We start from the raw sequence: 26,937 nt of genomic DNA, 5'->3' as shown, positions 1-26,937 counted from the left end.
CTTAGTGAAGGCACGTGTGACCTGCCCCAGCGCTTGCAGACCGAGGGACTGCTACAATTCCTGTTCTTTTTGCCCGGACGGACGTAATGGGATTCGAACAGCTAGCAAAACTCAGGGATCAGCTTTCAAAATCGGCTAAGACGAAGGCTCCCGCGCGCGCAGACCGCAACCGGACGCCCGCTGCCGTTTCGAAAGGGAAGCCGGCTGCCGACGCCAGGCCTGATAACAGAGCCAACGTCAGACCCAATGCGAAGTCCGCAAATCCGGTATCGAAGGCAGCGCCCAGGCCAAAACCGCCGGCCAACGCCAAACCGGTCGATCCGGTCGTGGTGCATATCGGGCGGCTGCAAAAGCGCTTCCCGGAGGCGTTTCCCAAGAATCCGGCGCCAAAGGTTCCGCTCAAGATCGGCATTTTCGAGGATCTGATTCCGCATATCGCGGAGTTGAAGCTGACCCAGCCTGAACTGCGCGATGCCATCAAGGTGTGGTGCCGCGGAAGCCGCTACTGGAGCGCCATGAGCGCCGACGCCATCCGCATCGATCTTTCAGGCGCGGAGGCCGGCCGGGTGTCGCCGGAAGATGCGGTTCGCGCGCAGAAGCTCGAGGAAGCGCGCCTCGCCCGCGTCGCAGCCAAAGCGCAGACGGCAGCCCCGGCGGCGCCCGCGGAACCCGCAGCGGCTTCCGAGCCCAGCGAGTCTTAAACGCCCGGCGCGTACTGCATTTCGCCGTTCCCGAACGACCAGTTCTCGCGCTGGACGTCGATCAGACTGATCCACACGTCCTCGATCCGCACCCCCGCCTTTTGATGAACGCCTTCTGCAACCGCTTTGTAGAAGGCCTTCTTCACATCGACTGAACGTCCTGCGTTCCACGTCACCTGAATGAAAACAATACCCGGCGAATAATCAATGCCCAGATATCCCTCCGTGGGATAGACGAGTTCGCCTGGCGCGTGGCGGGTGATGATCTGGAACTTGTCGTTCGCCGGAACGTTCGCGACGGCAAGCATGGATTCGTAAATGACGTCGCTGATGGCTTGAACGCTTTCAGCGGAGGCCTCTTTCGAGACGTTGATTCTGACCAAAGGCATATCGGATCCTTACATTGTCGAGTGCGTGGCAAAGGCTGTTGCTCGCTTGGATTATGCGGCAACTCCAAATTTTCGACAGAACCGGAGAGCCTTTGAGAAGCGGTCTTGCCGTGCACTCAATATCCGATCAAACCCGGTGTCTCCGATAAACAATTGGAGACACCGGAGACGGAGACACCGAAGACTTAATGCCTAAGCTCCCGCCTTCGTCACGCGCCAGACGGTATTGCCGGCATCGTCTGCGATGATCAGCGCGCCGTCGTGATCCTGCGTCATCCCGACCGGCGCACCATACAGTTCCTTCTCATCGGCGGACACAAAACCCGTGACAACAGGCTTCGGCGTGCCAACAGGTTTGCCATTCTCGAACGCGACGTACGTCACCGCATAGCCGCTCAGCGGCGAGCGATCCCAACTGCCATGTTCGCCAATGAAAGCCCCGCCTTTGAACTGCGCCGGGAGGTTGTTGCCCGTGTAGAACAGCAAGCCGAGCGGCGCGACATGTGAGCCGATCGCGTAATCCGGCGGGATTGCTTTCGCGACCAGGTCCGGGCGCTGCGGCTGGACACGACGGTCCACGTGCTGCCCGTAGTAGCTATACGGCCAGCCATAGAAAGCACCGTCCTTCACCGAGGTCAGGTAGTCCGGAACAAGGTCGGCGCCGATTTCATCGCGTTCATTCGCGACGGTCCAGAGCTGCCCTGTTTTCGGCTCCCACTGCAGCCCGGTCGGATTGCGTATCCCCGCTGCAAAGATGCGGCTGGCGCCTGTGGTGATATCGACTTCAAGCACGTTTGCACGGCGGTACTCCACGTCGAGCCCGTTTTCGCTGACATTGCTGTTCGAACCCACGCCAACGTAGAGCTTCTTGCCGTCGGGGCTCGCGAGCAGCGCCTTGGTCCAGTGATGGTTGACGCGATCCGGCAGGTCGGTGAGTTCCACGCCGGGCGTGGCAATGGCCGTGTCACCGGGCTTGTACGGAAACTTGAGGATGGCATCGGTATCGGCCACATAAAGCGTGTCGCCGACCAGTTGCATGCCGAACGGCGAATGCAGATGGTCGATGAACACATGCTTGTCCCATTCGCCGCTGCCATCGGTGCGTTTTCTCAGCAAGGTGATGCGGTTGCCGCCCTTCGCTTCCTTGCCCGAACGGCTCTGGACCATGCCGGCAATAAGCTGCTTCGGCGTGGTCACGGGTTCGGCATCGGGACTGCTCGATTCCGCTACCAGGATGTCGCCGTTGGGAAGCCCATACACCTGCCGCGGATGTTCGAGCCCTGAGGCGATCTTCTCGATCTTCAGTCCGTCCGCGACTTTCGGTGTTTCGTTGTTTTGCCAGCCGACGTGCTTGGGTACTTGCATCGGCGGGGTGAAGAAATTCTGTACGCTCGGCAATGGCGGGTTGGCGCCGGCCTGATGTTCCGAATCGTATTGGGCTTTCTCGTTGCATCCGCTGAACAAAGCCGCAATGGACACCGCGATAACGCTGGTCAAGATGGATCTATTCACGAGTCGTCTCCTTGAAACCGAACTTGTCGAATGCAAGCACGACTTGTCCAAAGCTCAGCAACGCAACTGTAATGACTGAAAGAATGACGCTGAGCGGTACTTGAGCATAAGCATCGCGGCTATGAACGAATGCATTCAAAATCGCCGCGATAATGCCGAGCAGGTTTAGCCAGAAGGCGAGTCTCTCGCGGTTTTTACCCACATAGCGATATCCAAACCACACGTGGCCGAGATTGATGAAGCGCGGAATGATCGCGAAAAGGAGTCCGACGGTTACCAGCCATGCAGCGCCTTTTGCCCAGAAAATATTTTCTGTTATGGCGTAGATAATGTCGAAAATCAGGGTGCCGACGAACATTCCGTACGGGATGGGATTTAAAAGATCGAAGAGTGATGTCGCCAGTCTTGACCGATATCTCGGGCTGGTCGGAGTCATGGATTAAGTCCCTTACTGAAGGTAAAGATGCGATAAACGGTGCACCGGTGATAGACGTTCGAATCCACGGTGCATCGTTTTCCCGGCTCGTACCGCTCGGGCATCGCGTCACGCAACTGAATCTCGAATGGCGTGCGGCCGTCGAAGATCAGGCACGCCTTCATCGAAAGGGTTTTGCAAGCGTTGGGATCCAGAACGATCCGAAGCTTGGGCGCGTGTCGTGCGGGCAGCGTTTTCCAGTTGGACGAGCCCCTTGCGTGACGCACATCACGTGCCCGACGCTTTAGGTTTTTATTTATAGGCGTTCGGGAAAGGCAAAATACAGCTTCATGACTGTATTGAGGAATAACAGTCTATCGGCTGTATTTCTGGGAATACTACGCATGCAGGCATTCTGAAGGCTTAACCCTTCATCCCTTCTCGCAACGCCTCTAGAAACCTTGAATACGCGGTAGCGCCCGGATCTGCATGCCCGATACTGCGCTCCTGCACCCACGCCGCGCGTCCCTTTTGCGATTGCAATCCCGCCGTCGCTTTCACCCGTTCCTGCGATGTCGCGATCATCGCGGCAAGCAATGCATCGGTATCGCCGTCTGTGTTTTCCAGCATATCGAGACTTGGAACGAGCGCGTCCAGCACGGTTTTATCGCCTACCTGGCTCTTGCCACGCTCGATAATGCGCCCCGCAACCGCACGTCCGATAGCCAACGCCTCCTCTTTGCCGACCGCGTCCTTACCCGCCATCGTCTTCGATGCCGCCAGCAATCCGCCGCCGATCAACGCCGCGAACGTCGATGGATTTGCGGTCGAAAACGCCTTGCCCGCGGCAAGCAGCACTTCAGCAACGCTCGCCCCTTCAGGCAAAGCGGCAAGCGCCTTCACGACCGCCGCCGACCCCGCTTGCACGGTAATGCCAAGATCGCCGTCGCCGAGGGCGGCATCGAGCTCACGCAGCTCCTCGGCATGCGCGGGCAGCACGGCGAGCGTACGCGCAAGCAAGCCGCGCAGTTCAGTGGAAGAAATACTCATGTCATCCTCCGTTCAGGCTTGCGACCATTCGCGAAAGAAAGGCGAGCGCGCCGGCGCTGCGAGCAGCGCTTCGAGTTCGTCATCGACGAGCATGATCGTGATCGACGCACCCGCCATTTCGAGGCTCGTCACGTACTCGCCCACGTACGAGCGCGCGATCGTCAGCCCTTGTCCGCCAATGATCGCCGCCGCGCGCCGATACAACAAATACAGCTCTTCCAGCGGCGTCGCGCCGAGCCCGTTGATCAGCACGGCGACACGCGAACCTTTGGGCGCATTGAGGTCTGCGAGAATCTCGCCAGTCAGGCGCGTTGCGATCTGATCGGCGGTTTCGAGCGGACCGCGATGCGTGCCCGGTTCGCCATGAATGCCGATACCAATTTCCATCTCGCCTTCAGGCAGCGTGAATGTCGGTTTGCCCGCAGCTGGAAGAATGGTCGGCGAGAGCCCCACGCCCATGGTGCGGCACTGGTTGTTGGCCTTCGCCGTGATGCGCGCGACTTCATCCAGCGAATCGCCGCGTTCCGCCGATGCCCCCGCGCACTTGAACGCAAACACCATCCCCGCCACGCCGCGGCGGTCGGCGCTGCGTGCACTCGGTGCCGACGCTACATCGTCGGTCAGCAGCACGGTCTTGATATCGATACCTTCCGGTTCCGCAAGATCCGCTGCGAGGTCGAAGTTGAAGACATCGCCGCCATAGTTGCCGTATACGTACAGCACGCCGGCGCCGCCATCGACGGCTTTCGTCGCTTCGAAAATCTGTTCCGACGACGGCGATGAAAACACGTTGCCCACCGCCACGCCGCTGCACAGACCCTCGCCTACGTAACCCAGGAAGCCAGGCATATGCCCTGATCCGCCGCCGGTCACAATGCCCACGCGTCCTTGCTTCGGCGCGTCGGCGCGCACGAGCGCACGGTTATCGGCGGTCGCGGATTTGATCCATCCTGGATGCGCGAGCAAGAGCGCATCGATGACTTCGTCCACGAATTGATCCGGCTGGTTGATGATCTTTTTCACGTGATGCTCCTTGAAAGGAAACTGCGATGGCTCACACCTTGCGGCGCTGGCTGAGCGCGTCGAGCATGACAGCGGCGAAGATGACGCCGCCCTGAATGAATTGTGTCCAGAATGGATTGACGCCGAGCAGCGACAGCCCGACGTTGATCACGCCGATCAACACCACGCCAATGAACGTGCCGATGATCGAACCGCGCCCGCCGGCAAGCGACGTGCCGCCGATCACTACGCCGGCAATGACCTGAAGCTCGAGTCCGTTCGCCGCCGAAGGCAACGCGGAATTCAGGCGCCCCGCGAGCACGATGCCCGCAATCGCCGCCGTCACGCCGGCCAGCGTGTACGTCAGGAAGATCACGCGCCGCACGGGAATACCGGCAAGTCGCGCGGCTTCCTTGTTGCCGCCGACCGCGAAGACCTGATGCCCGAAAGTCGTCTTGCGCAACAGCACATGCCCGACAATAAACACGACCAGCATCACGATCATCGGTGCCGGAAGACCGGCCACGGTTTTCGCGCCGAATGCGGTGAACGCGTTCGGGAAGTCGAACTTGGTACGGCCATCGGAGATAGCGAGCGTGAGGCCGCGCGCCATCGCCATCATGGCCAGCGTGACAATGAACGGCACGAGCCTGAACCACGCCACCGAGAGCCCGTTCAACGCGCCAACGCATGCGCCAACCGCAAGCGCGACCGCCAACCCGCCGATTCCCAGTCCGATGTTCCCCGGCACCGATCCCGCCATGACCGTCGCTGCGACCATGCCGCTCAGCGCGACCAGCGAACCGACCGACAGGTCGATCCCCGAAGTGATGATCACGAACGTGCCGCCGACCGCCGCGATGCCCACCACGGAGACCTGCACCATGATGTTGGTAAGCGTGCTCGTCGTCAAAAACTCAGGCGATGCAATCGACAGCACCACGCAGATGAGAATGAGCGCCGCGAACAAAGGTCCGATACCGCTGCGTAATTGCCGGACGAAACGGCGCGAGAGCGCCTCCTGATCGGCCTGCTTTGCTGCTGTCGACGTCATGCGCCTACTCCTGTCGTAGCCCATTGAATCACCGTCTCGGAGTCCGCTTTATCCCGCGCGATCTCCGTGACGATGCTGCCTCTGTACATCACCAGCACGCGGTCGGACATGCCGAGCAACTCCGGCAATTCCGAGCTGACCATGATGACGGCCGCACCGGCGCGCGCCATCGACACCATGTGCGCATAGATCTCGGTCTTCGCGCCTACGTCGATACCGCGCGTGGGTTCGTCGAGCATGATCACGGCCGGTTCGGTTGCGGTGGCGCGCCCGAGGATGACCTTCTGCTGATTGCCGCCCGACAGATTGCCCGTGATCTGCATGACCGATGGCGAGCGCACCGCGAAGCGCGTACTTGCTTCCTGCGCGAGCTTGCGTTTCCGTGCGTTGCTGGTGAAGCCGCCAGTCGCGAGCGCCTTCAGGCTCGAAAGCGCGACGTTCTCTTCGATACTCGCTTCAAGCACGAGGCCTTCGAGCTTGCGGTCCTCGGCGGTGTACACGAGTCCATGCCGGATGCCATCGGTTGGCGATTTGATGTTGACCTTTTTGCCGCGTATCAATACCTCGCCCTTCGTCACGGGCAACGCGCCGAAGATCGCTTTCAGCAACTCAGTGCGCCCCGCGCCCGCAATCCCCGCGATGCCCACGATCTCGCCGGCCCTCACGCTGAGGCTCGCGTGCCGCACGATCGGCGGACTCGCCAGATCGCGCACCTCGAGCACGACCGGCCCATAGTCGCGCGCCTCCCACGGATAAAACGAATCGAGGTTGCGCGCGACCATGGCCTGCACGAGTTCCTGCTCCGTCCACTGGTTCATCGGCCGCGAGCTGACGGTGGCGCCGTCGCGCATGACCACGGCCGAGTCGGCCAGCTCGAACACCTCTTCCAGATGATGCGAGATGAAAATGATCCCCATGCCGGCCGCGCGAAGCCGTCGGACCACCGCGTACAGATTTGCGATATCGCCACGTTGCAGCGCGGCCGTGGGTTCATCCATGACGAGAATGCGGGCGTCGCGCGCCACCGCTTTTGCGACTTCCACGAGTTGCCGCTTGTTCAACGGCAAGTCGCCCAACCGCATGGACGGCGAGACGTTATCTAGTCCAACTTGCGCAAGCGCCTGACGCGCATGTTCGTTGGCTTCGCCGCGCTTCACGAAACCGCCGCGCGACGGCATGCGCCCGAGGAACAGATTCTCCGCGACCGTCATGTCGTTGATCAGGGACAGCTCCTGATAAATCACGGCCACACCCGCGTCAATGGCTGCATTCGTTCCACGTGCAAGCGGCACGCCGTTGATCTCGATGCGGCCCTCGTCGGGTTCATACGCGCCCGACAAGGTCTTGATCAGCGACGACTTGCCAGCGCCGTTCTCGCCGACGATGGCCATGACATGACCCGCCTGCAGCGACAGGCTGACGCCCCGCAACGCCTTCACGCCGGGAAAGCTCTTGACGATGCCCTCCATGCGCAACAGCGGCGCGTTGCTGCTGCCCGCCGCCTGTTGCACGCCGCCGGCAAGATCGGGCGAACTCGTTTCGGCACTCATGATCGACTCTCTCTTGCGAAGGCATGCGCTGCGTCGAAAATGCAACGCAACGCATGCGCTCAGTCAATGACGACGATTACTGGCTGACCTGCAGCGACCAGAGACCATACTTCTTGGTCGTATCGGAATCGATATTCGACTTGTCGATCAACAAGGTCGGCCACGCATAGTTCGCGGGCACGTCCTTTTTCGCGGTGTAGTCCTTGATAAAACTCAGCGCCTTGGCCGCCATCTCGATCGGGTTCTGCGAGATCGTCGCGTCCTGCTTGCCCGCACGGATCGCGGACAACGCTTGCGCCGTACCGTCGGCGCCGATCACCATGATGTGTTCCTTGTCGCCGAGCGGCTTGTACCGGTTGGCGTTGTCGATGGCCTTTTCCGCGCCGACGGTGTTGTCGTCGTTTGCACCGAAAACTGCATCGATCTGCGGGTACTTTTGCAGGATGTTGGTCATGGCGTTGAGCGACTTCTCCTGGTCGAACGCGCCTTCCTGACGAGCCACGACCTTGATGTCGGGGTACTTGGCGATTTCATCGGAGAAACCTTTCTCGCGATCGGTCGCGGCAGTCGTGCCGACCAAGCCGATCAGGTCGACCACGTTGCCCTTGGGCGAGCCGTACCGCGTCTTCAGTTGATCCGCGATCCACTTCGCGGCGGTCGTGCCGAGCGCCACGTTGTCCGACGCCACGAACGACGTCACCTTGCCGCCATCCGAGCCGCGATCCAGCGTGAACACGGGAATGCCCATGCTGTTTGCCTTCTCGACCGCCGGGATGATCGCCTTCGAGTCGATAGGATTGAGCACCAGCGCGGTCACGCCCTGGCTCAACAAGTTGATGGCGTCGTTGACCTGCTGCTGCGCGTCGCCGTTTGCGTTTGTCTGGACCAGATCGAAGCCCTGATCCTTCGCACCTTTTTCAACGCCGAGCTTCAAACCGACAAAGAATGCGTTGTTGAGCGTGGAAACCGAAAAGCCGACCTTGGTCTTTCCACCCGATGCCGCCGGCGCAGCGCTTGCGACCGCGGCAGGGCTTGCGCTTGCATCGCTCGCGGCGGTGGTCGTTGATGGCGATTCGCTCTTCGAACAGCCGGAAAGCGCGGCTGCCGCGCATAAGACCGCTGTTCCAGTACGTGCGCCCAGCTTGCTCCATGCGTCAAATCTTCCTGAATTCCAGGCCATGACTGTCTCCATTTTTCAAGTTATAAAGGCGGTTGCGTTGCGCGCTGCGGGTACGACATCTGAATCAGATTAATGTTCAGTGATCCTCTGTTCTTCGTGGTCCGTAGTTTTTGAATTTCTCCACGACCTCCTCCATCTGTTCATCCGATAAAACCGGCGGCGTTCCCAACTGGCATGCAAGCAGATACTGCTTCGCCAGGACTTCCACCTCATGCGCGAGCCATAGCGCACGCGTCAGATCCCTTCCTAATGCAATCACGCCGTGATGCGCGAGCAGACATGCCGTGCGATCTTCAAGCGCATGCATCGCGAGATCGGATAGTTCCTTGCTGCCGAAAGCTGCGTAAGGCGCGCATCGGATGGAATTGCCGCCTGCGGCCGCCACCATGTAGTGATGCGCGGGGATATCGCGCGAATGAATGGCGAGCGCCGTGGCTGCGCTCGAATGCGTGTGAACGACCGCACCGATCTCGGGCCGCGCCTGCAGGATATCGCGATGAATCCGCCATTCCGACGACGGTCGCAACTGCGCGAACAATGGCGACGCCGCGTCTATGTTCATCGGCAGGAAGACGATCGAGGCCGGCTCCAGCCGCGCGGCAGGAATGCCGCTTGGCGTGACCAGGAAACCGTCGTCGAAGCGCGCGCTCACATTGCCCGACGTACCCTGGTTGATGCCGAGACGCTCCATCTCGCGCGCTGTTTCCACTATGCCTGTGCGCAGCGCCGCTTCGGTCATGCTGCGTCCCCTTCCATTGCGAACAGCGCGGCGAGATTGATATCGAAGGGCTTTTGCACGATGCCTCGCTCCGTGATGAAACCGGTCACGAGGTGGTTCGGGGTGACATCGAAGGCGGGATTGCGGACCTTCATGTTCGCCGGTGCCACACGCTCGCCGTACAGATGCGTGATTTCATCGTCGTGACGTTCTTCAATGACGATGTCGCGGCCGGTCGCCGTGTGAAGATCGAGCGTGGACGACGGACAGGCAACATAGAACGGAATGTTGAAATGACGCGCGACGATCGCAAGGCCAAGCGTGCCAATCTTGTTCGCGAAGTCGCCATTTGCCGCTACGCGATCGGTGCCGACGATCACCACATCGACTAATTTTTGCGCCATGATCGACGCAGCCATGCTGTCGGTGATCAGCGTGACATCGACGCCCGCCTGCTGCAGCTCGTAAGCAGTCAGACGCGCGCCTTGCAGAAGCGGACGGGTTTCATCGGCGTAGACGCGAAATTGCAGTCCTTCGCCATGCGCCTTGTAGATGGGCGCGGTCGCCGTGCCAAGACCGGTGGTGGCGAGCGCGCCCGCATTGCAATGCGTTAGCACGCCGCAGCCCTCCGTGATGAGCGGCAATCCATGTTCGCCAATGCCATTGCACAACGCCTGATCTTCGGCGTGGATCGCGACGGCTTCTACAATCAATGCGTTCAAAAGCGCCGCAGATTCGCTTGCATCCGATGCGTGCGCGGCCTGCAGCATGCGCTTCAGACTCCAGCTCAGGTTGACCGCGGTTGGACGCGCACTATCAATATAGGCGGCCTGTCGCGCCAGTTCGGTCCGGAATTCGTGTATGGGCAGATGAAGGGACGCGCGCATTGCAACGCATAAACCGTAGGCCGCGGCCACGCCGATTGCAGGCGCGCCGCGAACCCGCAGTTCATGGATTGCACGCCAGACCTGCTCGGCCGTCGTCACGTTTTCGATGACGGTTTCGCGAGGCAAACGGGTCTGGTCGAGGATCGACAGGCTGTCGTTTTCCCACGTGATGGTCGCTGGAAGACTCGAAAACAGCGGCGCCGAAATCATGCGTGCTCCGGGTGATTATTGATTGTTGGAATGGTTGGCGCTCTGGAGCGCTTGTGCCAGACGAACGACTTGGCTGATATCGCTCAGGGATTGCCTCTCGACCAGCAGCGTCTCCGCGCATTGCAGACAACGGACTTCGATAGCCGCGCGCGCCGCGTCGTCGGGAATGTGCGTGATTTCCGCGACCTTCGCCATGCCCACAATCCGGCGGATCATCTTGCATCCGGCGAAGCCAAGGGTATCGGCGAAAAGGCGCTGCATGAAGCGCGTCTTGAAGGCATCGGCGCATGCGCGATCAGGATCGTCGCCAATAAACGCCTTTTTGCTGCGGCCTTCATGTTCGCGCCATAGTTTCTGGAACTTGGCGGCGAACTCCGTCCAGATGGTGCTGAGCTGTTCCAGCAGCCATGCCTGGTACGGTTCAGGTCGTCCGTCGTCAAGCCGCCCATGCCAGTCCCGCGAGAAATAGGCCAGCAGCAGATTGGCGAGCACCGCGCCAATATCGAAGGCCACGGGACCGTAGAACGAGAACTCGGGATCGATCACATAGGTCTCGTCCGCGTTGACCATGATGGACCCGGTATGCAGGTCGCCATGCAGCAAGGTCTCGGCGTGATTCATGAACGCCCATTTCATCTCGGCTGCGGCCACGCGCAATGCGGGGGTCTGTCTGAGACGTTCGAGAGCAGCCCTCGGCAACTTCGGGCTGTAGACGTTCGATGAATGGTCCTCGAACGGATAGGTAAAAACCAAATCTTCGGTGATGCCGCACAACTCGCTGTTTACGGCCGCGCTCATCGCCTGTTTCTTGATGTCCGCTGCAAGAAACAGGTCCGAGCCGAAGAAGAGCGTGTTTGCCAGATACGTGGACAGATGATCCGCGAGTTTCGGATACACGACGCCATCCATCAGCCCTTGCCGCAAGATCCGGTGACTCGCAAGCCGCTGCATCACCATCAGGAAGAGCTGGCTGTCCGCGTGATAAACCGTCGGCACATGCTGCGGACACAGCGACCCAAAGCGCCTGAGTGCGGCCACCTCACGTTCCATGCGCTCGCGTCCGAGCGGCCAGGTCTTGCCTACCAGCCGAAGAAACGGCGGCGCCTGTTTCACCACCACGCTTTTTTCCGCCGCCCGCGCATTGCTTGCAAAGTAGACATAGTTCAGGTTGCCGTCGCCCACTTCCGCAATGTCGAGCTCGGCCGGCTCGCCCAACAACGCATACACCGCAGGAATGCCCTGAAGGTAAGCGGTCAATTCGGAAGCATTCAATGCCTCGAATTCCATGATGTCTCCTCCGTGTCTCCTGGTTTCACGCGAGCGTCTCAATGACGTTTGCGGACCAGGTCGAACTTGAAGATGCTCGTGTTGTAGTAGTCGTTGCTATAGCAAAGCGGGTCGCCGCTCTGGTCAAAATCGACCTCGTCCAGCAGCAGGAACAGACCGAAACCATCGCCGAGTTCAGGCAGGTCGCGCGGCGTGAGGATGGTCGGCTGGACGGACGTATGGGTATGCGACAGCCTGCGTCCGGTGCGCCCCAGCATGGCGAACAGCGACTCGCCGAGATCGTTGCCGACGGCATCGAAAACTTCCCTTGGCACGATATCGATGCAATACGCCGCGATCGCGTCGTCGGCGCGCCGCACGCGTTCAATGCGTACGCATGGATCACCCACTTTTAACGCCAGTTTTTCCGCCAGGCTTTCCGATGCCGGGATGTTCTCGATCTGCAACCTGCTCGTGGACGGCACGGCGCCAACGCTCTTGATCATGTCGGTCACGGACATCAGATCATCCAGACCGCCCTTCAGTTTCAGCGAAATTTGTCTGATGAAGGTCCCGCGACCCTGCACACGCGACAGCAATCCATGGGAAATCATTTGCGCCACGGCCTCACGCAAGCTTGACCGCCCGACGCCCAGCAACTCGCACAACTCGATCTCGGTCGGGATCTGATCCCCTGGTTTAAGGCCTTTTTCGCGAATCATGGCCAGCAGTGATTCCTGGATCTTGTCGCTCATCGATTGTTCGACGCTCAAGCGCATGGGAGCCTTTCTCTCAAACTTTTTTGCAATATACATCAGACGTCTGATGTTTTTTCTGGGATTTACCCTGATTTAGGTTGGCGGATTCCGGAGCGCGCGAAACGGATTCGCGTGCCGCAACAACCGGCCTGGAAAGCGGGCATACGGCGTTTCAGGGCTGCCGCAAACATGAAAACGCGGCCGTTTTTGTGCGACGCAGTGCATCGCCGTGCGCTTTCGCACATTACGAATTTTTTGCCGATGACACACTTCGCCGGCCCATTGCAGATACCGGACCGAACCTCCCGACCGCCGACGCCACGGATAGATAAATGAAGAAAAACCTGCCAGAGATCAGACCGCTCACGGGGATTCGGGGAATTGCCGCATTGACGGTCGTCCTGTACCACTATTTCGGAAATTCGAAAGTGCCCGGGCAACCGTATTTCTTTCTGACAAAGGGCTATCTTTCGGTCGACCTGTTTTTCATGCTCAGCGGGATAGTGCTTGCAATGAACTACTCAAAATCGGTCACGCTTCAAGCTACGTTCCCGATGTATCGGACCTTTATCCTGAAACGGCTGGCGCGAATCTATCCGCTTTACATCAGCGCGACAGTGTTCCTTTTGATGATCGCGGCGGCCCGTTACTATTTGAAAGGCGTCCCGTTCACACCGGAACAGAGCTTGCCGTCCATCATCGCGAATGTGTTTCTGATTCAGACCTGGGGTTTCGGTGAGAGCATTGTTGGCCCGGCGTGGTCAATCAGCGTTGAATTCTGTGCTTATATTCTCTTCCCCATTCTGGTTGCGCTCGCCATTACTTCGCGTGCAATCGTTGCATCGGCGTTCGCGGCAATCTTGATCTCTCTTTTGTACTTCGCGATGCCTCACGCGAGCCCTTTTCCCGGCCTGGATCTGTGGGAGGGCGACACTGTGTTTCCCCTTCTCCGATGCATCGCCGGGTTCTCCTTCGGGCTGATTGCGTTCAGGTTGAGCCAGAACCTTGCATTACAACGCATGTTCGCCAGCAACTACTTCTTTGTTTTCGCAATACTCGCCTGCGGTCTATTCGTGGCATTCAATGAAAACGACCTCGCGATATATTTTTCGCTTTTCATGCTGATTATTTCTTGCCACAGCGCGTCGAAAATCGCGAATATGACGTTCGGCAATCCGGTGGCTCATTATCTTGGGCAGATCTCCTATTCGATCTACCTTGGCCACGTCGTGCTATGGTCTTATCTGACGAAACTGTCGGCTTTTTCGGATCATTATCTCGGACGGGCCGGTGCACTTGGAAAGTACCTCTTGCCGGTGTTGATCCTCGTCATAATCGGAACCGCGCTTCATTTCGTCGTGGAACGTGGCGGCAAAAAGATCTTTTTTGCACTGTTTAATCTCAATAATCGCGTGCGGCTCACAGATCCGACCAAAACAATGATGTGAGCAAAAAGATCCCACAATGTATGTGACCAATCGCGCAGAGCTTGAATACCGAAATGGCTGAGAATCGAGCCAACATAAAATCGCCCGCACCCGCTCAATGCTGGTCCCATAACTGGCCATCGGTGACAACATCATGAGAAACACCAAGGTATCCATCTGCGTACCTACATACAACAGACCCGAGTTGTTGATCGAATCGCTCGAATCATGCCTCGCACAAACGTATGAAAACATTGAAGTCGTGATTGGCGACGATTCATCCGATCGCCGCACGCAGGAATTGATCGAAACGAGGTACGCCAATGAGCCGCGGATCAAGTACCTCAGGCACGTGCCGTCGCTGAAACAAGCCGATAACATCGCGAACCTTTTCAATCGCGCCACCGGCGACAAAATCCTTCTGATTCATGACGACGACAAGCTGACGAACAACTGCGTCGAACGTCTGCTGTCTGCGTGGAAAATCCATCCGGACCTGGATATCGCGTTCGGCGACCAATACGAAATGGACGATCTCGGCCACGTGAACCATGAGGCGAGCCGGCAGCTCAATATCGACTTTCTGCGCACGGAAAGCGCGGTTGGATTACAAGCCAATCCGGGTCGCATTGGCCTGATCCAGATGATCCCGAACAACGGCTGGATGGCGAATGCCGATCTAGCGCGAAAAATCAGCTACAAGAAACAATACGGCGACGGTTGCGAATTCGTGTTCGGCGTAGAGATCTGCATGGCGGCAAAAAAGATCTATTACCTCAAGGAATACGTTTCGTATTACCGGAAGACCGAGGTATCGATGTCAAAGGACACCGCCCGTTCCATGACCACCGCGCCCGTCATGGCCTATGGCTTTCTCCAGACGCTGAAGGTGGACGCGAGCCTCAAGCCGGCGCGCGCAGTAGCGCTCAAGCGGATTGTGCCAATTGTTGTATCGGTTTTTGCGCGCAACCACCAGCCGGTGCAGGCGCTTGGCATCGCACTTTCGCATCTGAATTCGTATGACTACGGTCTCAGCAAGCGGCTTTACTTCCATTTGCTGCTGATCCTCAAGGGACTGACGTCGGCGGCGAGTTACAGAAGCAGCACCCAAGCCGGCTAAAGATCAAACGTCCATCGAATTTTCGGCCTTCACAAATTCAATAAACACGCGCAGCGGCGCAGGCAAATGCCTGCGCCCCGGGTAGTACAAGAACGGCCCGGAAAACTGCTGCCACCACGGCTCCAGAATCGGCTCCAGCGCGCCGCTTTCCAGATGCGGGCGCAGCATTCCCTCGAAGAGATGGATGACGCCCACGCCTGCCACGGCGCTGCTGATCGCAAGGTCCATGGCCGCGCCCGGCCTCACCAGCAGCGGCCCCGGCGGGTCGAGCCGCACCACTTCGCCGTCACGCTCGAAGTTCCACGTCGGCATGGCGCCGCCCGCAAACTGGCCGCGCAAACACGCATGCGTGAGCAGCTCGCGCGGATGCGACGGGCGGCCGTGTGCATCGAGATAGTCCGGCGCCGCGGCGGTCGCAAAACGCTGCACGCGCGGCCCGATCGGAATGGCGATCATGTCCTGCTCCAGGCGCTCGTCGTAGCGAATGCCCGCATCGCAGCCGATCGACAGCACATCGACGAAACCATCCTCGACCACCACTTCCACGCGGATGTCCGGATACGCCTTCAAAAATGCCGCGATGACCGTCGGCAGCACGATCCGCGCGGCGCTCGACGGCACGTTCAGCTTGAGCGTGCCCGTGGGTTTGTCGCGGAAACCGTTCAGCACGTCCAGCGCCGCTTCCATTTCGCTGAACAACGGCGAGAGCTTCTCGATAAGCCGTTCCCCCGCCTCGGTCGGGGCCACGCTGCGCGTGGTCCGGTTGAGCAGGCGCAAGCCCAGCTTGGACTCGAGCCGCCGGACGGCGATACTCAGGCTCGACGCCGAAACCCCGCTGATACGCGCGGCGTCCCGAAAACCGCCGGCGCGCGCTACTGATACAAACGCGGCGAGATCATTGAATTCCATGGGTATTGTTCAAAATAGTGCACGAGCTGTGCAATCTAGACCCGATTATCGAACAACGCAATCCGTCCCATACTGGCGTCCAACCCTTTAAGGAGAAACGTCATGTCGAACTTCAATACCTCCGAGACCTTTTCGCTTGCTGGCCACACGGTGCGCCGCGTGGGCTACGGCGCCATGCAGCTTGCGGGACCCGGCGTGTTCGGGCCGCCGAAAGATCGCGAAGCGGCGGTAGCCGTGCTGCGCGAGGCGTTGGCGTCGGGCGTCAATCACATCGATACAAGCGATTTTTACGGACCGCACGTCACCAACCAGATTATTCGCGAGGCGCTGCATCCGTATGCGGATGGCCTCGTGATCGTGACGAAGGTCGGCGCCGAACGTGGCGCGGACGGTTCATGGAATGCGGCGCTCGAGCCTGAAGATATCAAGCGCGGCGTCCACGACAACCTTCGCAACCTCGGGCTCGATGCAATCGAAATCGTGAACATGCGCAACATGGGCGACATCCACGCGCCGGCCGAAGGTTCGATCGCAAAACAGGTCGAGGCGCTCGCCGAACTTCAACGGCAGGGGCTCGTGCGTCAAATCGGGCTGAGCAACGTGACGGCGACGCAGATCAAGGAAGCGCAGGGCATTGCGGAGATTGTCTGCGTGCAGAACCATTACAACCTGATCCAGCGAACCGACGACGCACTGGTTGACGATCTGGCGGCTCAGGGCATTGCGTACGTACCCTTCTTTCCGCTGGGCGGCTTCACGCCGATTCAATCGTCGGCGCTTTCCACGATTGCGCAGGGCCTGAAAGCAACGCCCATGCAGGTCGCGCTTGCGTGGCTTTTGCATCGTGCGCCGAACATCTTGCTGATCCCGGGCACGTCGTCTGTTACGCATCTACGCGAAAACCTGCAGGCATCGCAGTTGAAATTGCCCGACAACGTGCTTGCCGAACTCGATACGCTCGCCGGGGCGCATCCCGGTCATTGAAGGCAGCAATGACGCCGGCAATGAACGAACCGGCGCGGTGATAGAGTGACCGCTCCCAACGGTCATCAAGGAGACGCGCCATGCCCGAGAAGTTCGTGTTCCATGCAGGAGAAGCAACTGTCTTTGCAGCGCCCGGACAAGCCACCGACGCCATGCCCGAAATCCTCATCGGACGCGTTGATGGCCCTGTGGGGCAAGCCTTCGCAAACATGATGGCGCAGAGCAAGGGGCACACGGCCATGTTCGCGATCCGCGCGTGCAATCAGCTCGTGCGCCCAGTGACCATGCTGGTGCCGAAGGTCACGCTCAAGGACATGGCGACGATCGAATTGTTCGGCGGCGTGGTGCAATCGGCGACTGCGGACGCAGTCATCGATTGTGTCATTGAAGGCTTGATTCCGAAGGAACTCGCGAACGAACTTTGCATCATCAGCCTTGTCCGGATCGATCCGCGTTGCGCAACGGACGCGAATCTGGACAAGAAGGACATGTACCGGACGAATTACGAGGCGACCAAGCTGGCGCTGCACCGGGCGCTCAATGGTGGGCCGACTATCGATGAACTGATCGCCAACCGGCACGCGATCAAGCACGACATGGATGACTGGAGCTGAACGGCGGCTTGTTTCGACCCCCATGAAAAAAAGGCGCCGGAAGGCGCCTTTTGTCTTACTCGTCGATTCTGTCTGCTCTAGTTCGAAAACGTGCGCACTCCCCGACCGCGCCACGATATCCAAATCATGGCAATCACGGTGAAAAGTCACGCAACGGTGTCCTTGCAATGCATATCGGCGGGAATGGCGCTTTCTTTAGGGCGATAGATTTTCTTTTGTCTCGGATAACTTATCGTCGATAGTCGCTTGATCGAAAAAAACGGATACTCCTGCCTCAGCAGTTTGGCCCAACCCAAACCCGCCAAGGATCAGGCAAATGAAACAAAGCGCAGTTCGTCTTGTTGCAGCAATCGTTTTTTCGTGCACGATTTCAAGCGTTGTCCACGCCACCGGTAAAAATATTCAGGCGGAAGTGGACGGCACAATACAACCGTTGATGAAGCAATACGCGATCGCCGGCATGGCGGTCGGGGTCATCGCTGACGGCAAGCCGTATGTGTTCAACTACGGTCTTGCATCGCTGAAACCCAGAGCGCCAGTTACGCGCAATACCTTATTCGAGCTTGGTTCGATCAGCAAGACATTCACCGCAACGCTTGCCGCGAAGGCGCAGATCGACGGTTATTTGTCGTTGTCGGATCGCACGAGCAAGTACCTTCCTGTGCTGCAAAACACCCCCTTCGGCGATGTAACCCTGCTCAATCTCGGAACGCACACGCCCGGCGGCCTGCCGTTGCAGGTGCCGGACAACGTCAACAGCATCGACGAACTGATGCAGTACTTCAGGCAGTGGAAGCCCACATACGCGGCGGGGACGTATCGGACGTATGCGAATCCCGGTATTGGCACGCTCGGCCTCATCACGGCGAAAAGCATGGGTCAGGACTTCGATACGCTGATGGAGCGGCGCCTCTTCCCCGCGCTTGGCCTGCAGAGCAGTTACATCAACGTGCCCCCGGCAAGAATGAAGGATTACGCGGAGGGCTACACCAAGGCCGGTGCGCCGATCAGGATGAACCCCGGCGTACTCTCTTCCGAGGCTTACGGTATCCGGAGCACGGCGGCCGATATGTTGCGCTTTCTTCAAGCCAACATGAGCCTGGTCGATCTTGACCCGAACCTTCAGCGTGCAATAACCGATACGCACACGGGCTACTTCAACGCCGGGCCCATGACGCAAGACCTGATATGGGAACAGTATCCGTACCCGGTCGCGCTGGAAAAACTGCTGGAAGGCAATGCGCCTGCGATGATTCTGAATGCAATGCCGGTCACCGAACTAAAGCCGCCGCAACCGCCGCGCAACGATGTCTCGATCAACAAGACCGGCTCGACCAACGGCTTCGGCGCATACGTGGCGTTCATTCCGCAAAAGCGCCTGGGGATCGTGATGCTGGCGAACAAGAACATCCCCAACGATGCGCGTGTGACAGCGGCATACCGGATTCTCGAATCGCTGGCCAAGGAGGCACGGACACAATGACCGTTCACCGATTCATAGTGATCACGATGGCCGCCATCATCAGCATGCAGTCGTTCGCAGCCAGCAAAGCGCCCGCCGCGAAAGATACGATTGTCTTGCAAAGGGTTCGTGTTGCCGGCACTGATCGGGAGCTGGGCATGGGTTCCGGGGAAGCCGTTCAACGTTCCGGTTTCGGATTGAAACTGGTCCCCGGCACGAGGCTCAGGACATGAACATCCCACCGTCCACGTTGACCGTTTGCCCGGTGATATAAGACGCATCGTCCGACGCGAGGAACGCGACCAGGCCGGCAACGTCCGCACCCGTGCCGGCACGTCCCATCGGAATGTTCTTGACCCACTCCGCCATTAATTCGCCCGGCTTGTAGTCGCCGAGTAGTTTGCCCCAGGCTTCATCGTTGTAGGACCACATGTCGGTCGTGATGATGCCCGGGCAAAACGCGTTGACCGTGATGCCCGTCGGCGCGAGTTCCTTCGCCAGGCTTTGCGTGATGCCGAGCACGCCAAACTTGCTTGCGGCGTAATGCGGCGTGTACACAAATCCCTGCCGGGCCTGACCCGAGGCCGTGTTGATCAGCCGCCCGGATTTTCCCGCGCGCAACATCCGTCCCGCCGCTTCCTGACAACACAGGAAAACGCCCTTCGTGTTGACCGCAAGCACCTTGTCCCAATCGGCCTCGGTCAGGTCGGCCAGCTTGGCGATGGTGATGACGCCCGCGTTTTGTATTGATACATCGACTTCCCCCAGCTTTGCCGCGACCTCTTCGTACAGCGCTTTTACCTGGGTTTTATCAGTGACGTCAGTTTCCACGCCGATGGCATCGTGTCCTGCTTCGCGCAGTTTCGCGGCGGCATCGACGACGCTTTTTTCATTCGCCGACAGACATATTTTCGCTCCTTCCTGCGCGAATCGCTCCGCAATCCCCAAGCCAATTCCGCGGCTGCCGCCGGTCACCACGACGACTTTGTTCTCAAAACGCTTCAAATTCTGGCCCACGTCTGCTCCTTGCTAAAAAGGGTTGTTCAAAGCCGCTCGATCCAGCGCAGCCATTGCGAATGATTGGCCGCCGCGTGATCCACGCCCGCGCCGGGCTCGACGCGCCGCAATACGGGACGCTCGGCGTGAATTGCATCGAGGTTCGTAATCAGACCCAGTTGCAATGACGCAAGCGCCGCCGCTCCTGCCGCCGAGATCTCGCTCATCGCAAGCGTACTCACGGGACGGTTGAGGGTATCCGCAAGATACTGCAAAAGGAACGGTCGCTGGACGAGACCGCCGTCAAGGAACAACTCGACCAGCGGAACGCGCGCCGCTTGCTCCATCACGGTAATGACGTCCTTGATCTGATAGACGATGGACTCATACGCCGCACGCGCCACGTGTTGCCACGACGTAGAAAAGTTGAGCCCGACGATTTGCGCGCCACCCGGGTATTTCCAGTGCGGACAGCCTATGCCCGAGAACGCGGGGATCAGGAAAACGCCGCCATTGTCGTAGTCGGTGAACGCTTGCTCGGCAGCGGCAAAATCGTCGAATAAACCGAGTTTGTCCTTTAGCCAGGCAGGCGTCGAACCCGCGCTGATGATGATGCCTTCCATTGCATAGTCGGTGCGCTGCGGCGTTGCGAAGCACAATGTCGACACCAGTCCGTGCGCTGGCGCTTGCGGTTCTGCGCCTACGTTCATCATGAGCGACGAGCCGGTTCCCATGGTCGCCTTCGCCAACCCCGGCTTGAGACATCCTTCCCCGACAGCGGCCGCATGCGAGTCACCGATCATCGATACGACCGGCACCGGCTTCGCAAGCAGGCCTTCGAAATCGGTCGCACCAAAGTCGGACGCGGACGGGCGCAGTTCAGGCAGGCGCAAGCCATCAAGACCGAATCGCGTTATCAGTTCGCGATCCCATTCGAGCGTATGCAGGTTCATCAGCATGGTGCGCGACGCGTTTGTGTAATCCGTCAGGTACGCAGCGCCATGAGTGAGCCGATACAGCAACCAGCTGTCGACCGTGCCGAACAACGCGGTGCCCGCAGCAATATACCCGCTGACGCGTTGATCGTTTTCGTTCAGCCAGATAAGTTTTGTCCCTGAAAAATAAGGGTCGATGAGGAGCCCGGTTTTGTCGGCGATCTCTTCAGCCAAGCCTTCTTCGCGCAGACGCTCGCAGATGCCAAGCGACCGCTGGCACTGCCACGATACCGCCGGCACGACAGGCTGACCATCGCTGCTCCAGAGCACAACGGTCTCGCGCTGGCTGGAAATGGCCACGCCCGCAATGGCATTCTTGTCGCCATCGAAACGAGCGAGACATTGCGCCACTGCGTCCAGCACCGAGCGGTACAACGCGTTTGCATCCTGTTCGACTAATCCTGCGCGCGGATGCGTGCACGGCACGCCGATAAAACCGCGCGCGTGCACTTCGCCGTGTGCATCGAAGAGGAGTGCCTTCGTGCCGCTCGTGCCCTGGTCGATCGCCAATATGTATTGCATAGCTATTCCGTGTCCTGAGTTCACGCCGTCAGCGAAACCATGCGTGACTGAAGCCGTTGCTGCAATTGGTCGATAACCACCGCAAAGATGATCACCAGTCCCTTGATGACCATCTGCCAAAAGTCGCTGATGCCGCACATCACCATGCCGTCGCCAAGAATACTGATCACGCAGGCGCCGACAACCGAGCCGAACACCGTGCCGCGGCCGCCCATTAGTGCAGTGCCTCCGAGCACTACCGCGGCGATCGCGTTCAGTTCGAATGTTTGTCCAGTCAGCGGATGCGCGGTCTGCAGTTGCGCGGTAATCACGAGGCCGACGATCGCTGCGCAAAACCCGGAGAACATGTACACGAACAACTTCACGCGATTCGTCCTGATGCCCGAGAAACGCGCCGCTTGCTCGTTGCCCCCGATCGCATAGATGCGCCGGCCAAGTGGCGTTTTACGCGCAACGAAAATGGTGATCGCGGCCAGCACGACGAGAATCCAGACCGGCATGGACAGGCCGAGAATGGTGCCGTTCCCTATGAACTCAAAGCCCGTATTGCCAAGCGCGGCATTGCCTTCGAGATCGGCATACGTGCTGCCGTTGTTGACGAGCAGCGCCGCGCCGCGAACCACGTACAACATGCCGAGCGTCGCAATGAACGGCGCAACGTTCAGCATGGTGATCAGGTATCCGTTGATGGCGCCAATCAGCGCGCCGAGCAGGCATGCAATCAACGCAACACCAAGTGGCGTAAAGAACACAACGTGATGTCCGATCTTCACGCCTTCCAGCAGCAGGTAACCTGCTGCCATGCCGCTGATCCCGACTATCGATCCAACCGACAGGTCGATGCCGCCCGTCAGAATCACGAGCGTCATGCCTATCGACAAGATCGCGACGACCGTCACGTGCTTTGCCATGATCAGCATGTTGCCGGTCGACAGGAAGTTGTCGGTGGCAAGCGAAAACACGATCACGATTGCAAACAGCGCAATAAAAATGCGCAACTTCAATATTCCGACGGTGATGCGCGACGCCCAATAGGCCGCTTCGCGATTCGGTTTGGCGGGCAATGATTGCACGGGGGAATTGGCGCTGTTAGGTGTATTCATGGGTTCAACCTCAGTCACATCAGACGACGGCCGTCGCGGGCGTCGACGCGCGCACGATCCGTTCGCTATCGAATTCGGCCCGTTCCATGACCGCCGTGAGCTTGCCACTCGCCATCACGAAAACACGGTTTGAAACGGCCATCGCTTCGTCGAGTTCCGACGTTGCGTAGACCACTGCTATGCCCGACTGCGCGAGCAGGCTGATGGTCTTGTAGACGTCCTCTTTCGCGCCGACATCGATGCCGCGCGTGGGCTCGTCCATCAGCAGGACTTTCGGCGATGTCAGCAAGGCCTTGCCGATCACCACCTTCTGCATGTTGCCGCCGGACAAGGACGTAATGGGTGCATCGACTGAACTGGTCTTGATGGCAAGCCGTTTGATGACGTCGTTCGCCGCGTCGACCTGTTTGGTCCGGCCGAGCGCGCCGAAGGCAAACCGGCGCGTGAATTTGCCCAGGCTCGATAGCGTCATGTTCTCCAGGATGGTCATGAGCTGCACCATGCCCTGCTTCTGGCGATCCTCCGGCACGAGCGCGATGCCCGCTTCAATGCGCTGCGGAATATTGCGACGCTCGATGCGTTGTCCCGCCAGTTCGATCGCGCCTATCGCTAGCGGTTGCGCGCCGAGCAGCGCTTCAAGCAATTCCGTACGTCCCGCGCCCATCAAACCGTAGATGCCGACCACTTCGCCCGCGCGCACGCTGAATGACACGTGATCGAGCGCATAGATGCCGTTGGAGCGCTTGAGCGCAAGGTCAGTCACCTTCAGCACTTCCTCGCCGAGTGCGTGCTGCGCGAAGGCGAAGCGTTTCTTCGACGAACCGACCATCGCTTCGATGATCCAGGGGATGTCCACATTCGCAATCTCATCTTCGGCGACAAGCCGGCCGTTGCGCAGCACCGTGATGCAGTCGCCGATCGCCATGATCTCCTCCAGCCGATGCGAGATGTAGATCACCGTCACGCCCTGCTCTTTCAACTGGCGGATGATCTTGAAGAGGATCTCCACTTCGGTCTTGGACAACGCCGACGTTGGCTCATCCATGATCAGCACCTTGATGTGCTTCGAAAGCGACTTTGCAATCTCGACCAGTTGTTGCTGACCCACATAGAGGTCGCCGAGCCGCGTGCGTGGATCGATTGGAATCTGCAGGCGTTCGAGCAGGATCTTTGCGTGATGGTTCTCGGACTTGCTGCGGATTACGCCGCCGCTCGTGATCTCGTTGCCCGCATAGATATTCTCGGCAACGGTCATCTCGGGAAAGAGGTTCAGTTCCTGGAAAATGATGCCAACGCCGTGATGCTCGGCGCTGCGCACGTCGGTGATATGCGCGAGTTTTTCATCGATCCAGATTTCACCCGCGCTTGCCGTCTCGGCGCCCGCGAGCAATTTCATCAGCGTTGATTTACCTGCACCGTTCTCGCCAATCAGCACGTTGACCTTGCCGCGCTGCACCGTGTAATTCACATCGACGAGCGCAGCGGTGCCCGGATAAGTCTTCGAGAGACCTTTCGTCTCGATCACATTGCGAGTATTGACGCTCATTTCCATGCCACCGGAATGGCGCGGATCTCACCCGCCGGTTCGCTCCAGCTGCTGTAAACGGCAGCGACGTCTACTTGATCGCCGACCTTGAGTTTCAGCGAACTTTGCACGCGGGTAACGACCAGCTTGTTGATTTCCTGACCAAACGCGGCGAAGCGCGTCTGGTCGTCGAAGTCGCTATATTTGATGCCCGGGAACCCGTCGCGTACACCCGTACCCACGATTACCGGTCCCATCTGCAACACGATATCTACCGGCTCGCCGCCCGCCGCTTGCGTCAGTTCCACATACGCCTTGCCGACCCGCGACGAGGTATCGATGCGCGTCACCTTGCCTTGCACACGAATCCAGAAATTGCACGGGAATGCCGTGCTCTGGCGGAAGCCATATTCCTTGCATGCGGTATCGAAGTTTTGTGTCAACGCACCCACGACCTGCGCCGCCGGCTTTGCATTCTTGTCGGCGTACGGGAGCAGTTGGGTATTGAGCACTTGCGCCGCGTCGGGTCCGTGGTGCTGGCCCTGGCTGCGGATCGCAGCCAGTTCCGTATCCGTCACCACATGACAGCCCGCAAGCGCCAGCGTGACAACGGTCGTGAGCTGCATCGCGCGCGCGGAGTTGATTCGATAAAACATGGCGTCCTCACTTCAAACCAGCTGCGTGCGGGCGCGCCGTCACGGCGCCACTCGCACGTTCGCAACCAACCGCTTTACTTGGTGTAGTAGAAGTCCTTGACCTTCGACGCGTTGTCCTTGGTGATCAGGATGCCGCGGAACAACTGGCGTTCCTGTTCGCCGGTCTTGCCCGACGCGATGTACTTGTCGAGCAGATCGACGCCGTGAATGGCGATGCCCTGCGCCTGAAGCATGACAGTCGCCTTGAGCTTGCCGGCAAGGATGGAATCGCGCTCGTCGTTGCTGCCGTCGATGCCCATTACGACTACGTCCTTATGCCCCGCCGACTCCAGCGACGCAATCGCGCCCAGAGCCACCGGCCCGTTGCCTGCGATCACACCTTTTACGTTCGGATGTTCCTGCAAGATGGAGTCCATCGCCTGCTTGCCCGGCAGCAATGCGCCCTTCGCGTCCTGACGCGCGACCATTTTCAGGTCGGGGTATTGATCGAGCACTTGATGGAACGCTTGCGACCGCGTGACGCAATTTTTGTCCGCAAGATTACAGGTCAGCTCGACGTATTCGCCTTTCTCGCCGATGGTCTCGACAAAGCGTTGCGCAACTTCGGTACCGGCCTGCAAGTTGTTATGGCTTAACTGTGCAATCGCGAGATCATCTTTCGGAATCTCACGGTTGATCAGCACCACTGGAACCTTTTTCTCTTTTGCCCCGCGCACCGTTGCGACGCTGCTGTTCGAGTCGGCGTTGTCGAGGACAATACCTTTTACGCCCTTGCCGATGACCAGGTTGACCAGTTCATTCTGCTTGTTCACGTCTTCGCCATGCGAAAGCACGATGGTGTCGTAGCCGAGTTTCTTGGCTTCATTCTCAGCGCCCTTCGCTTCGGCCGCGTAATACGGATTGTCGAGTGCGTTGACCAGGATCGCGATAGTGCCCTTGCTCGCGGCGTGCGCGCCCAGTGGCAAGACGGCCAGACCAAACGATGCAGCGACGGCTGCGGACAGTGCAAGTTTCTTCCACATTTTGTTGTCTCCTGATTTGACTTCAACTAGGGATGCGGTCTTTAGCCGCTTGCTTCCTTCTTGATTCTCTTTTGATTCCGCCACGCACGATCAACGCTTGCACGTCAACAAATCGTGTAGCCGCCATCGATCATGATGTCCGCGCCCGTGATCATGTCCGACCCATTTGAAAGCAAAAACAGGATGGCTGCGGCGATTTCATCGGTGTATGCAAAGCGGCCGACGGGTATGGTCTTTTTCATCGCCTCGCCTTTTTCGCCTTCCCAAGCCGCGGCGCCCATTGGCGTAAGGACGACAGTCGGCGATACGGTATTGACCGTGATCCCACGGCCGGCCCATTCTTTCGCCAGCACTTTGGTCATGCCGATCAAACCTGCCTTCGCCGATGTATAAGCGCAATGCTGGTCGATTGCCACCGTCGCCGCTTGCGAAGCGATGTTCACGATCTTGCCGCCGTGACCACTTGCCAGCACTTTCCTCGCGAAGTGCTTGGCACAAAGAAATGGTCCCGTCAGGTTGACCGCGATCTGGCGCTGCCATTCTTCGAAGCCTATTTCTTCTGCACGCGTAAGCGTGATGCACCCGGCCGCGTTCACGAGCAGATGAAGGTCACCGAAATGTTCGTGCGCAGCAGCGATCGCGGCCTCGACTTCAGCTTCCTGCGTGACGTCGCAAGCGAAAGCCACCGCGTTCGACTGACCCAGTTCTTCAATAGCCGCAGGCACGCGCGCTTCCTCGAATTTCGGATATAGGATTGCCACGCGTGCGCCCTTGCCGATCAGCGCGGCGTTGGTCGCCATTGCAATGCCGCCGAGGCCGCCCGTCACCACCGCGACCTTGCCGTCGAGCCGGAAATCGAAATCCACGCCATGGCGCAGCGACATATCGTATTGAATGCTCATGCTTTGTC

Annotated in this window: 28 protein-coding genes; 8 read left to right on the top strand and 20 right to left on the bottom strand. The window is 59.0% G+C overall.

Annotated elements, in window-relative coordinates:
• Positions 1–86: 86 nt before the first annotated feature.
• Positions 87–701, top strand: a complete 615-nt coding sequence (locus HB633_RS27760) for a ProQ/FinO family protein (RefSeq protein ID WP_213781371.1) — start codon at positions 87–89, stop codon at positions 699–701.
• Here HB633_RS27760 and HB633_RS27755 read toward each other — a convergent pair.
• The 3 genes from HB633_RS27755 to HB633_RS27745 all read right to left on the bottom strand — a co-directional run bounded on the left by HB633_RS27755 (position 698) and on the right by HB633_RS27745 (position 3,038).
• Positions 698–1,090, bottom strand: a complete 393-nt coding sequence (locus HB633_RS27755; RefSeq protein WP_213781370.1) for a tautomerase family protein — start codon at positions 1,088–1,090, stop codon at positions 698–700. The two genes, HB633_RS27760 and HB633_RS27755, sit on opposite strands and share 4 nt — an antisense overlap.
• Positions 1,091–1,282: 192 nt before the next feature.
• Positions 1,283–2,602, bottom strand: coding sequence for a PQQ-dependent sugar dehydrogenase (locus HB633_RS27750; protein WP_213781369.1), 1,320 nt, complete (start codon positions 2,600–2,602; stop codon positions 1,283–1,285).
• A complete protein-coding gene (locus HB633_RS27745; RefSeq protein WP_213781368.1) occupies positions 2,595–3,038 on the bottom strand; it encodes a DUF2231 domain-containing protein in 444 nt (147 codons plus the stop codon). The genes HB633_RS27750 and HB633_RS27745 overlap by 8 nt, the downstream gene beginning before the upstream one ends.
• 47 nt (positions 3,039–3,085) lie before the next feature.
• On the opposite strand from HB633_RS27745, the gene HB633_RS27740 reads away from it, so the two are divergent.
• Positions 3,086–3,325, top strand: coding sequence for a hypothetical protein (locus tag HB633_RS27740; RefSeq protein WP_213781367.1), 240 nt, complete (start codon positions 3,086–3,088; stop codon positions 3,323–3,325).
• A gap of 115 nt (positions 3,326–3,440) precedes the next feature.
• On the opposite strand, the gene HB633_RS27735 is transcribed toward HB633_RS27740, so the two are convergent.
• The 9 genes from HB633_RS27735 to HB633_RS27695 form a co-directional block, all read right to left on the bottom strand.
• The gene (locus tag HB633_RS27735; protein WP_213781366.1) at positions 3,441–4,067 is read right to left on the bottom strand and encodes a DAK2 domain-containing protein; all 627 of its coding nucleotides are present in this window, start codon (positions 4,065–4,067) and stop codon (positions 3,441–3,443) included.
• 12 nt (positions 4,068–4,079) lie between these two features.
• Positions 4,080–5,090: a dihydroxyacetone kinase subunit DhaK gene (locus HB633_RS27730; RefSeq protein ID WP_213781365.1), complete on the bottom strand. Its 1,011-nt coding sequence runs from the start codon at positions 5,088–5,090 to the stop codon at positions 4,080–4,082.
• Between the two features lie 31 nt (positions 5,091–5,121).
• Complete coding sequence (locus tag HB633_RS27725; protein ID WP_213781364.1) at positions 5,122–6,123, bottom strand: ABC transporter permease; 1,002 nt, start codon at positions 6,121–6,123, stop codon at positions 5,122–5,124.
• A complete protein-coding gene (locus HB633_RS27720) occupies positions 6,120–7,673 on the bottom strand; it encodes a sugar ABC transporter ATP-binding protein (RefSeq protein WP_213781363.1) in 1,554 nt (517 codons plus the stop codon). Before HB633_RS27720 ends, HB633_RS27725 begins: the two co-directional genes overlap by 4 nt.
• Positions 7,674–7,749: 76 nt before the next feature.
• On the bottom strand, positions 7,750–8,853 hold the full coding sequence (locus tag HB633_RS27715; protein ID WP_213781362.1) for a substrate-binding domain-containing protein: 1,104 nt from the start codon (positions 8,851–8,853) through the stop codon (positions 7,750–7,752).
• Between the two features lie 76 nt (positions 8,854–8,929).
• Positions 8,930–9,592 carry a class II aldolase/adducin family protein gene (locus tag HB633_RS27710; RefSeq protein ID WP_213781361.1) on the bottom strand — a complete coding sequence of 221 codons (663 nt, stop codon included), beginning with the start codon at positions 9,590–9,592 and terminating at the stop codon, positions 8,930–8,932.
• On the bottom strand, positions 9,589–10,668 hold the full coding sequence (gene mtnA, locus HB633_RS27705; RefSeq protein WP_213781360.1) for an S-methyl-5-thioribose-1-phosphate isomerase: 1,080 nt from the start codon (positions 10,666–10,668) through the stop codon (positions 9,589–9,591). The genes HB633_RS27710 and mtnA overlap by 4 nt, the downstream gene beginning before the upstream one ends.
• Before the next feature lie 15 nt (positions 10,669–10,683).
• Entirely contained in the window at positions 10,684–11,955 is a 1,272-nt protein-coding gene (gene mtnK / locus HB633_RS27700) for an S-methyl-5-thioribose kinase (RefSeq protein WP_213781359.1), read from the bottom strand.
• Positions 11,956–11,993: 38 nt separating this feature from the next.
• Positions 11,994–12,689 carry a GntR family transcriptional regulator gene (locus tag HB633_RS27695; protein WP_255581210.1) on the bottom strand — a complete coding sequence of 232 codons (696 nt, stop codon included), beginning with the start codon at positions 12,687–12,689 and terminating at the stop codon, positions 11,994–11,996.
• 335 nt (positions 12,690–13,024) lie between these two features.
• On the opposite strand from HB633_RS27695, the gene HB633_RS27690 reads away from it, so the two are divergent.
• Both HB633_RS27690 and HB633_RS27685 read left to right on the top strand, forming a co-directional pair.
• Complete coding sequence (locus HB633_RS27690; RefSeq protein ID WP_213781357.1) at positions 13,025–14,140, top strand: acyltransferase; 1,116 nt, start codon at positions 13,025–13,027, stop codon at positions 14,138–14,140.
• A gap of 133 nt (positions 14,141–14,273) precedes the next feature.
• Positions 14,274–15,239: a glycosyltransferase family 2 protein gene (locus HB633_RS27685; protein ID WP_218626873.1), complete on the top strand. Its 966-nt coding sequence runs from the start codon at positions 14,274–14,276 to the stop codon at positions 15,237–15,239.
• 3 nt (positions 15,240–15,242) lie between these two features.
• On the opposite strand, the gene HB633_RS27680 is transcribed toward HB633_RS27685, so the two are convergent.
• A complete protein-coding gene (locus HB633_RS27680; protein ID WP_213781356.1) occupies positions 15,243–16,148 on the bottom strand; it encodes a LysR family transcriptional regulator in 906 nt (301 codons plus the stop codon).
• A gap of 102 nt (positions 16,149–16,250) precedes the next feature.
• Here HB633_RS27680 and HB633_RS27675 point away from each other — a divergent pair, with 102 nt between their 5' ends.
• From HB633_RS27675 to HB633_RS27660, 4 genes are all read left to right on the top strand, one after another.
• A complete protein-coding gene (locus HB633_RS27675) occupies positions 16,251–17,132 on the top strand; it encodes an aldo/keto reductase family oxidoreductase (protein WP_213781355.1) in 882 nt (293 codons plus the stop codon).
• An 80-nt stretch (positions 17,133–17,212) separates the two neighbouring features.
• On the top strand, positions 17,213–17,746 hold the full coding sequence (gene fae, locus HB633_RS27670) for a formaldehyde-activating enzyme (protein ID WP_213781354.1): 534 nt from the start codon (positions 17,213–17,215) through the stop codon (positions 17,744–17,746).
• Positions 17,747–18,062: 316 nt separating this feature from the next.
• Positions 18,063–19,229 (top strand): class C beta-lactamase, encoded by a 1,167-nt coding sequence (gene ampC, locus HB633_RS27665; RefSeq protein ID WP_213781353.1) that lies wholly within the window; start codon positions 18,063–18,065, stop codon positions 19,227–19,229.
• The gene (locus HB633_RS27660; protein WP_213781352.1) at positions 19,226–19,441 is read left to right on the top strand and encodes a hypothetical protein; all 216 of its coding nucleotides are present in this window, start codon (positions 19,226–19,228) and stop codon (positions 19,439–19,441) included. The genes ampC and HB633_RS27660 overlap by 4 nt, the downstream gene beginning before the upstream one ends.
• Here the strand turns inward: HB633_RS27660 and HB633_RS27655 are convergent.
• From HB633_RS27655 to HB633_RS27625, 7 genes are all read right to left on the bottom strand, one after another.
• Entirely contained in the window at positions 19,431–20,225 is a 795-nt protein-coding gene (locus tag HB633_RS27655; protein WP_213781351.1) for a glucose 1-dehydrogenase, read from the bottom strand. The genes HB633_RS27660 and HB633_RS27655 overlap by 11 nt on opposite strands.
• A gap of 26 nt (positions 20,226–20,251) precedes the next feature.
• Positions 20,252–21,721, bottom strand: a complete 1,470-nt coding sequence (locus HB633_RS27650; protein WP_213781350.1) for an FGGY family carbohydrate kinase — start codon at positions 21,719–21,721, stop codon at positions 20,252–20,254.
• Positions 21,722–21,741: 20 nt separating this feature from the next.
• Positions 21,742–22,824 carry an ABC transporter permease gene (locus HB633_RS27645; RefSeq protein ID WP_213781349.1) on the bottom strand — a complete coding sequence of 361 codons (1,083 nt, stop codon included), beginning with the start codon at positions 22,822–22,824 and terminating at the stop codon, positions 21,742–21,744.
• Positions 22,825–22,843: 19 nt separating this feature from the next.
• A complete protein-coding gene (locus HB633_RS27640; RefSeq protein ID WP_255581209.1) occupies positions 22,844–24,370 on the bottom strand; it encodes a sugar ABC transporter ATP-binding protein in 1,527 nt (508 codons plus the stop codon).
• Complete coding sequence (locus HB633_RS27635; protein WP_213781347.1) at positions 24,367–25,005, bottom strand: DUF2291 family protein; 639 nt, start codon at positions 25,003–25,005, stop codon at positions 24,367–24,369. The genes HB633_RS27640 and HB633_RS27635 overlap by 4 nt, the downstream gene beginning before the upstream one ends.
• Positions 25,006–25,079: 74 nt before the next feature.
• Positions 25,080–26,027, bottom strand: a complete 948-nt coding sequence (locus tag HB633_RS27630) for a D-ribose ABC transporter substrate-binding protein (protein ID WP_213781346.1) — start codon at positions 26,025–26,027, stop codon at positions 25,080–25,082.
• Between the two features lie 104 nt (positions 26,028–26,131).
• Positions 26,132–26,929 carry a GolD/DthD family dehydrogenase gene (locus HB633_RS27625; RefSeq protein ID WP_213781345.1) on the bottom strand — a complete coding sequence of 266 codons (798 nt, stop codon included), beginning with the start codon at positions 26,927–26,929 and terminating at the stop codon, positions 26,132–26,134.
• Positions 26,930–26,937 lie beyond the last annotated feature (8 nt).

It is taken from the genome of Caballeronia sp. dw_276 (assembly GCF_018449635.1).
GTDB lineage: Bacteria > Pseudomonadota > Gammaproteobacteria > Burkholderiales > Burkholderiaceae > Caballeronia.
Note: the sequence above shows the minus strand (reverse complement) of the source record. Positions and strands in the feature narration are given on the sequence as shown.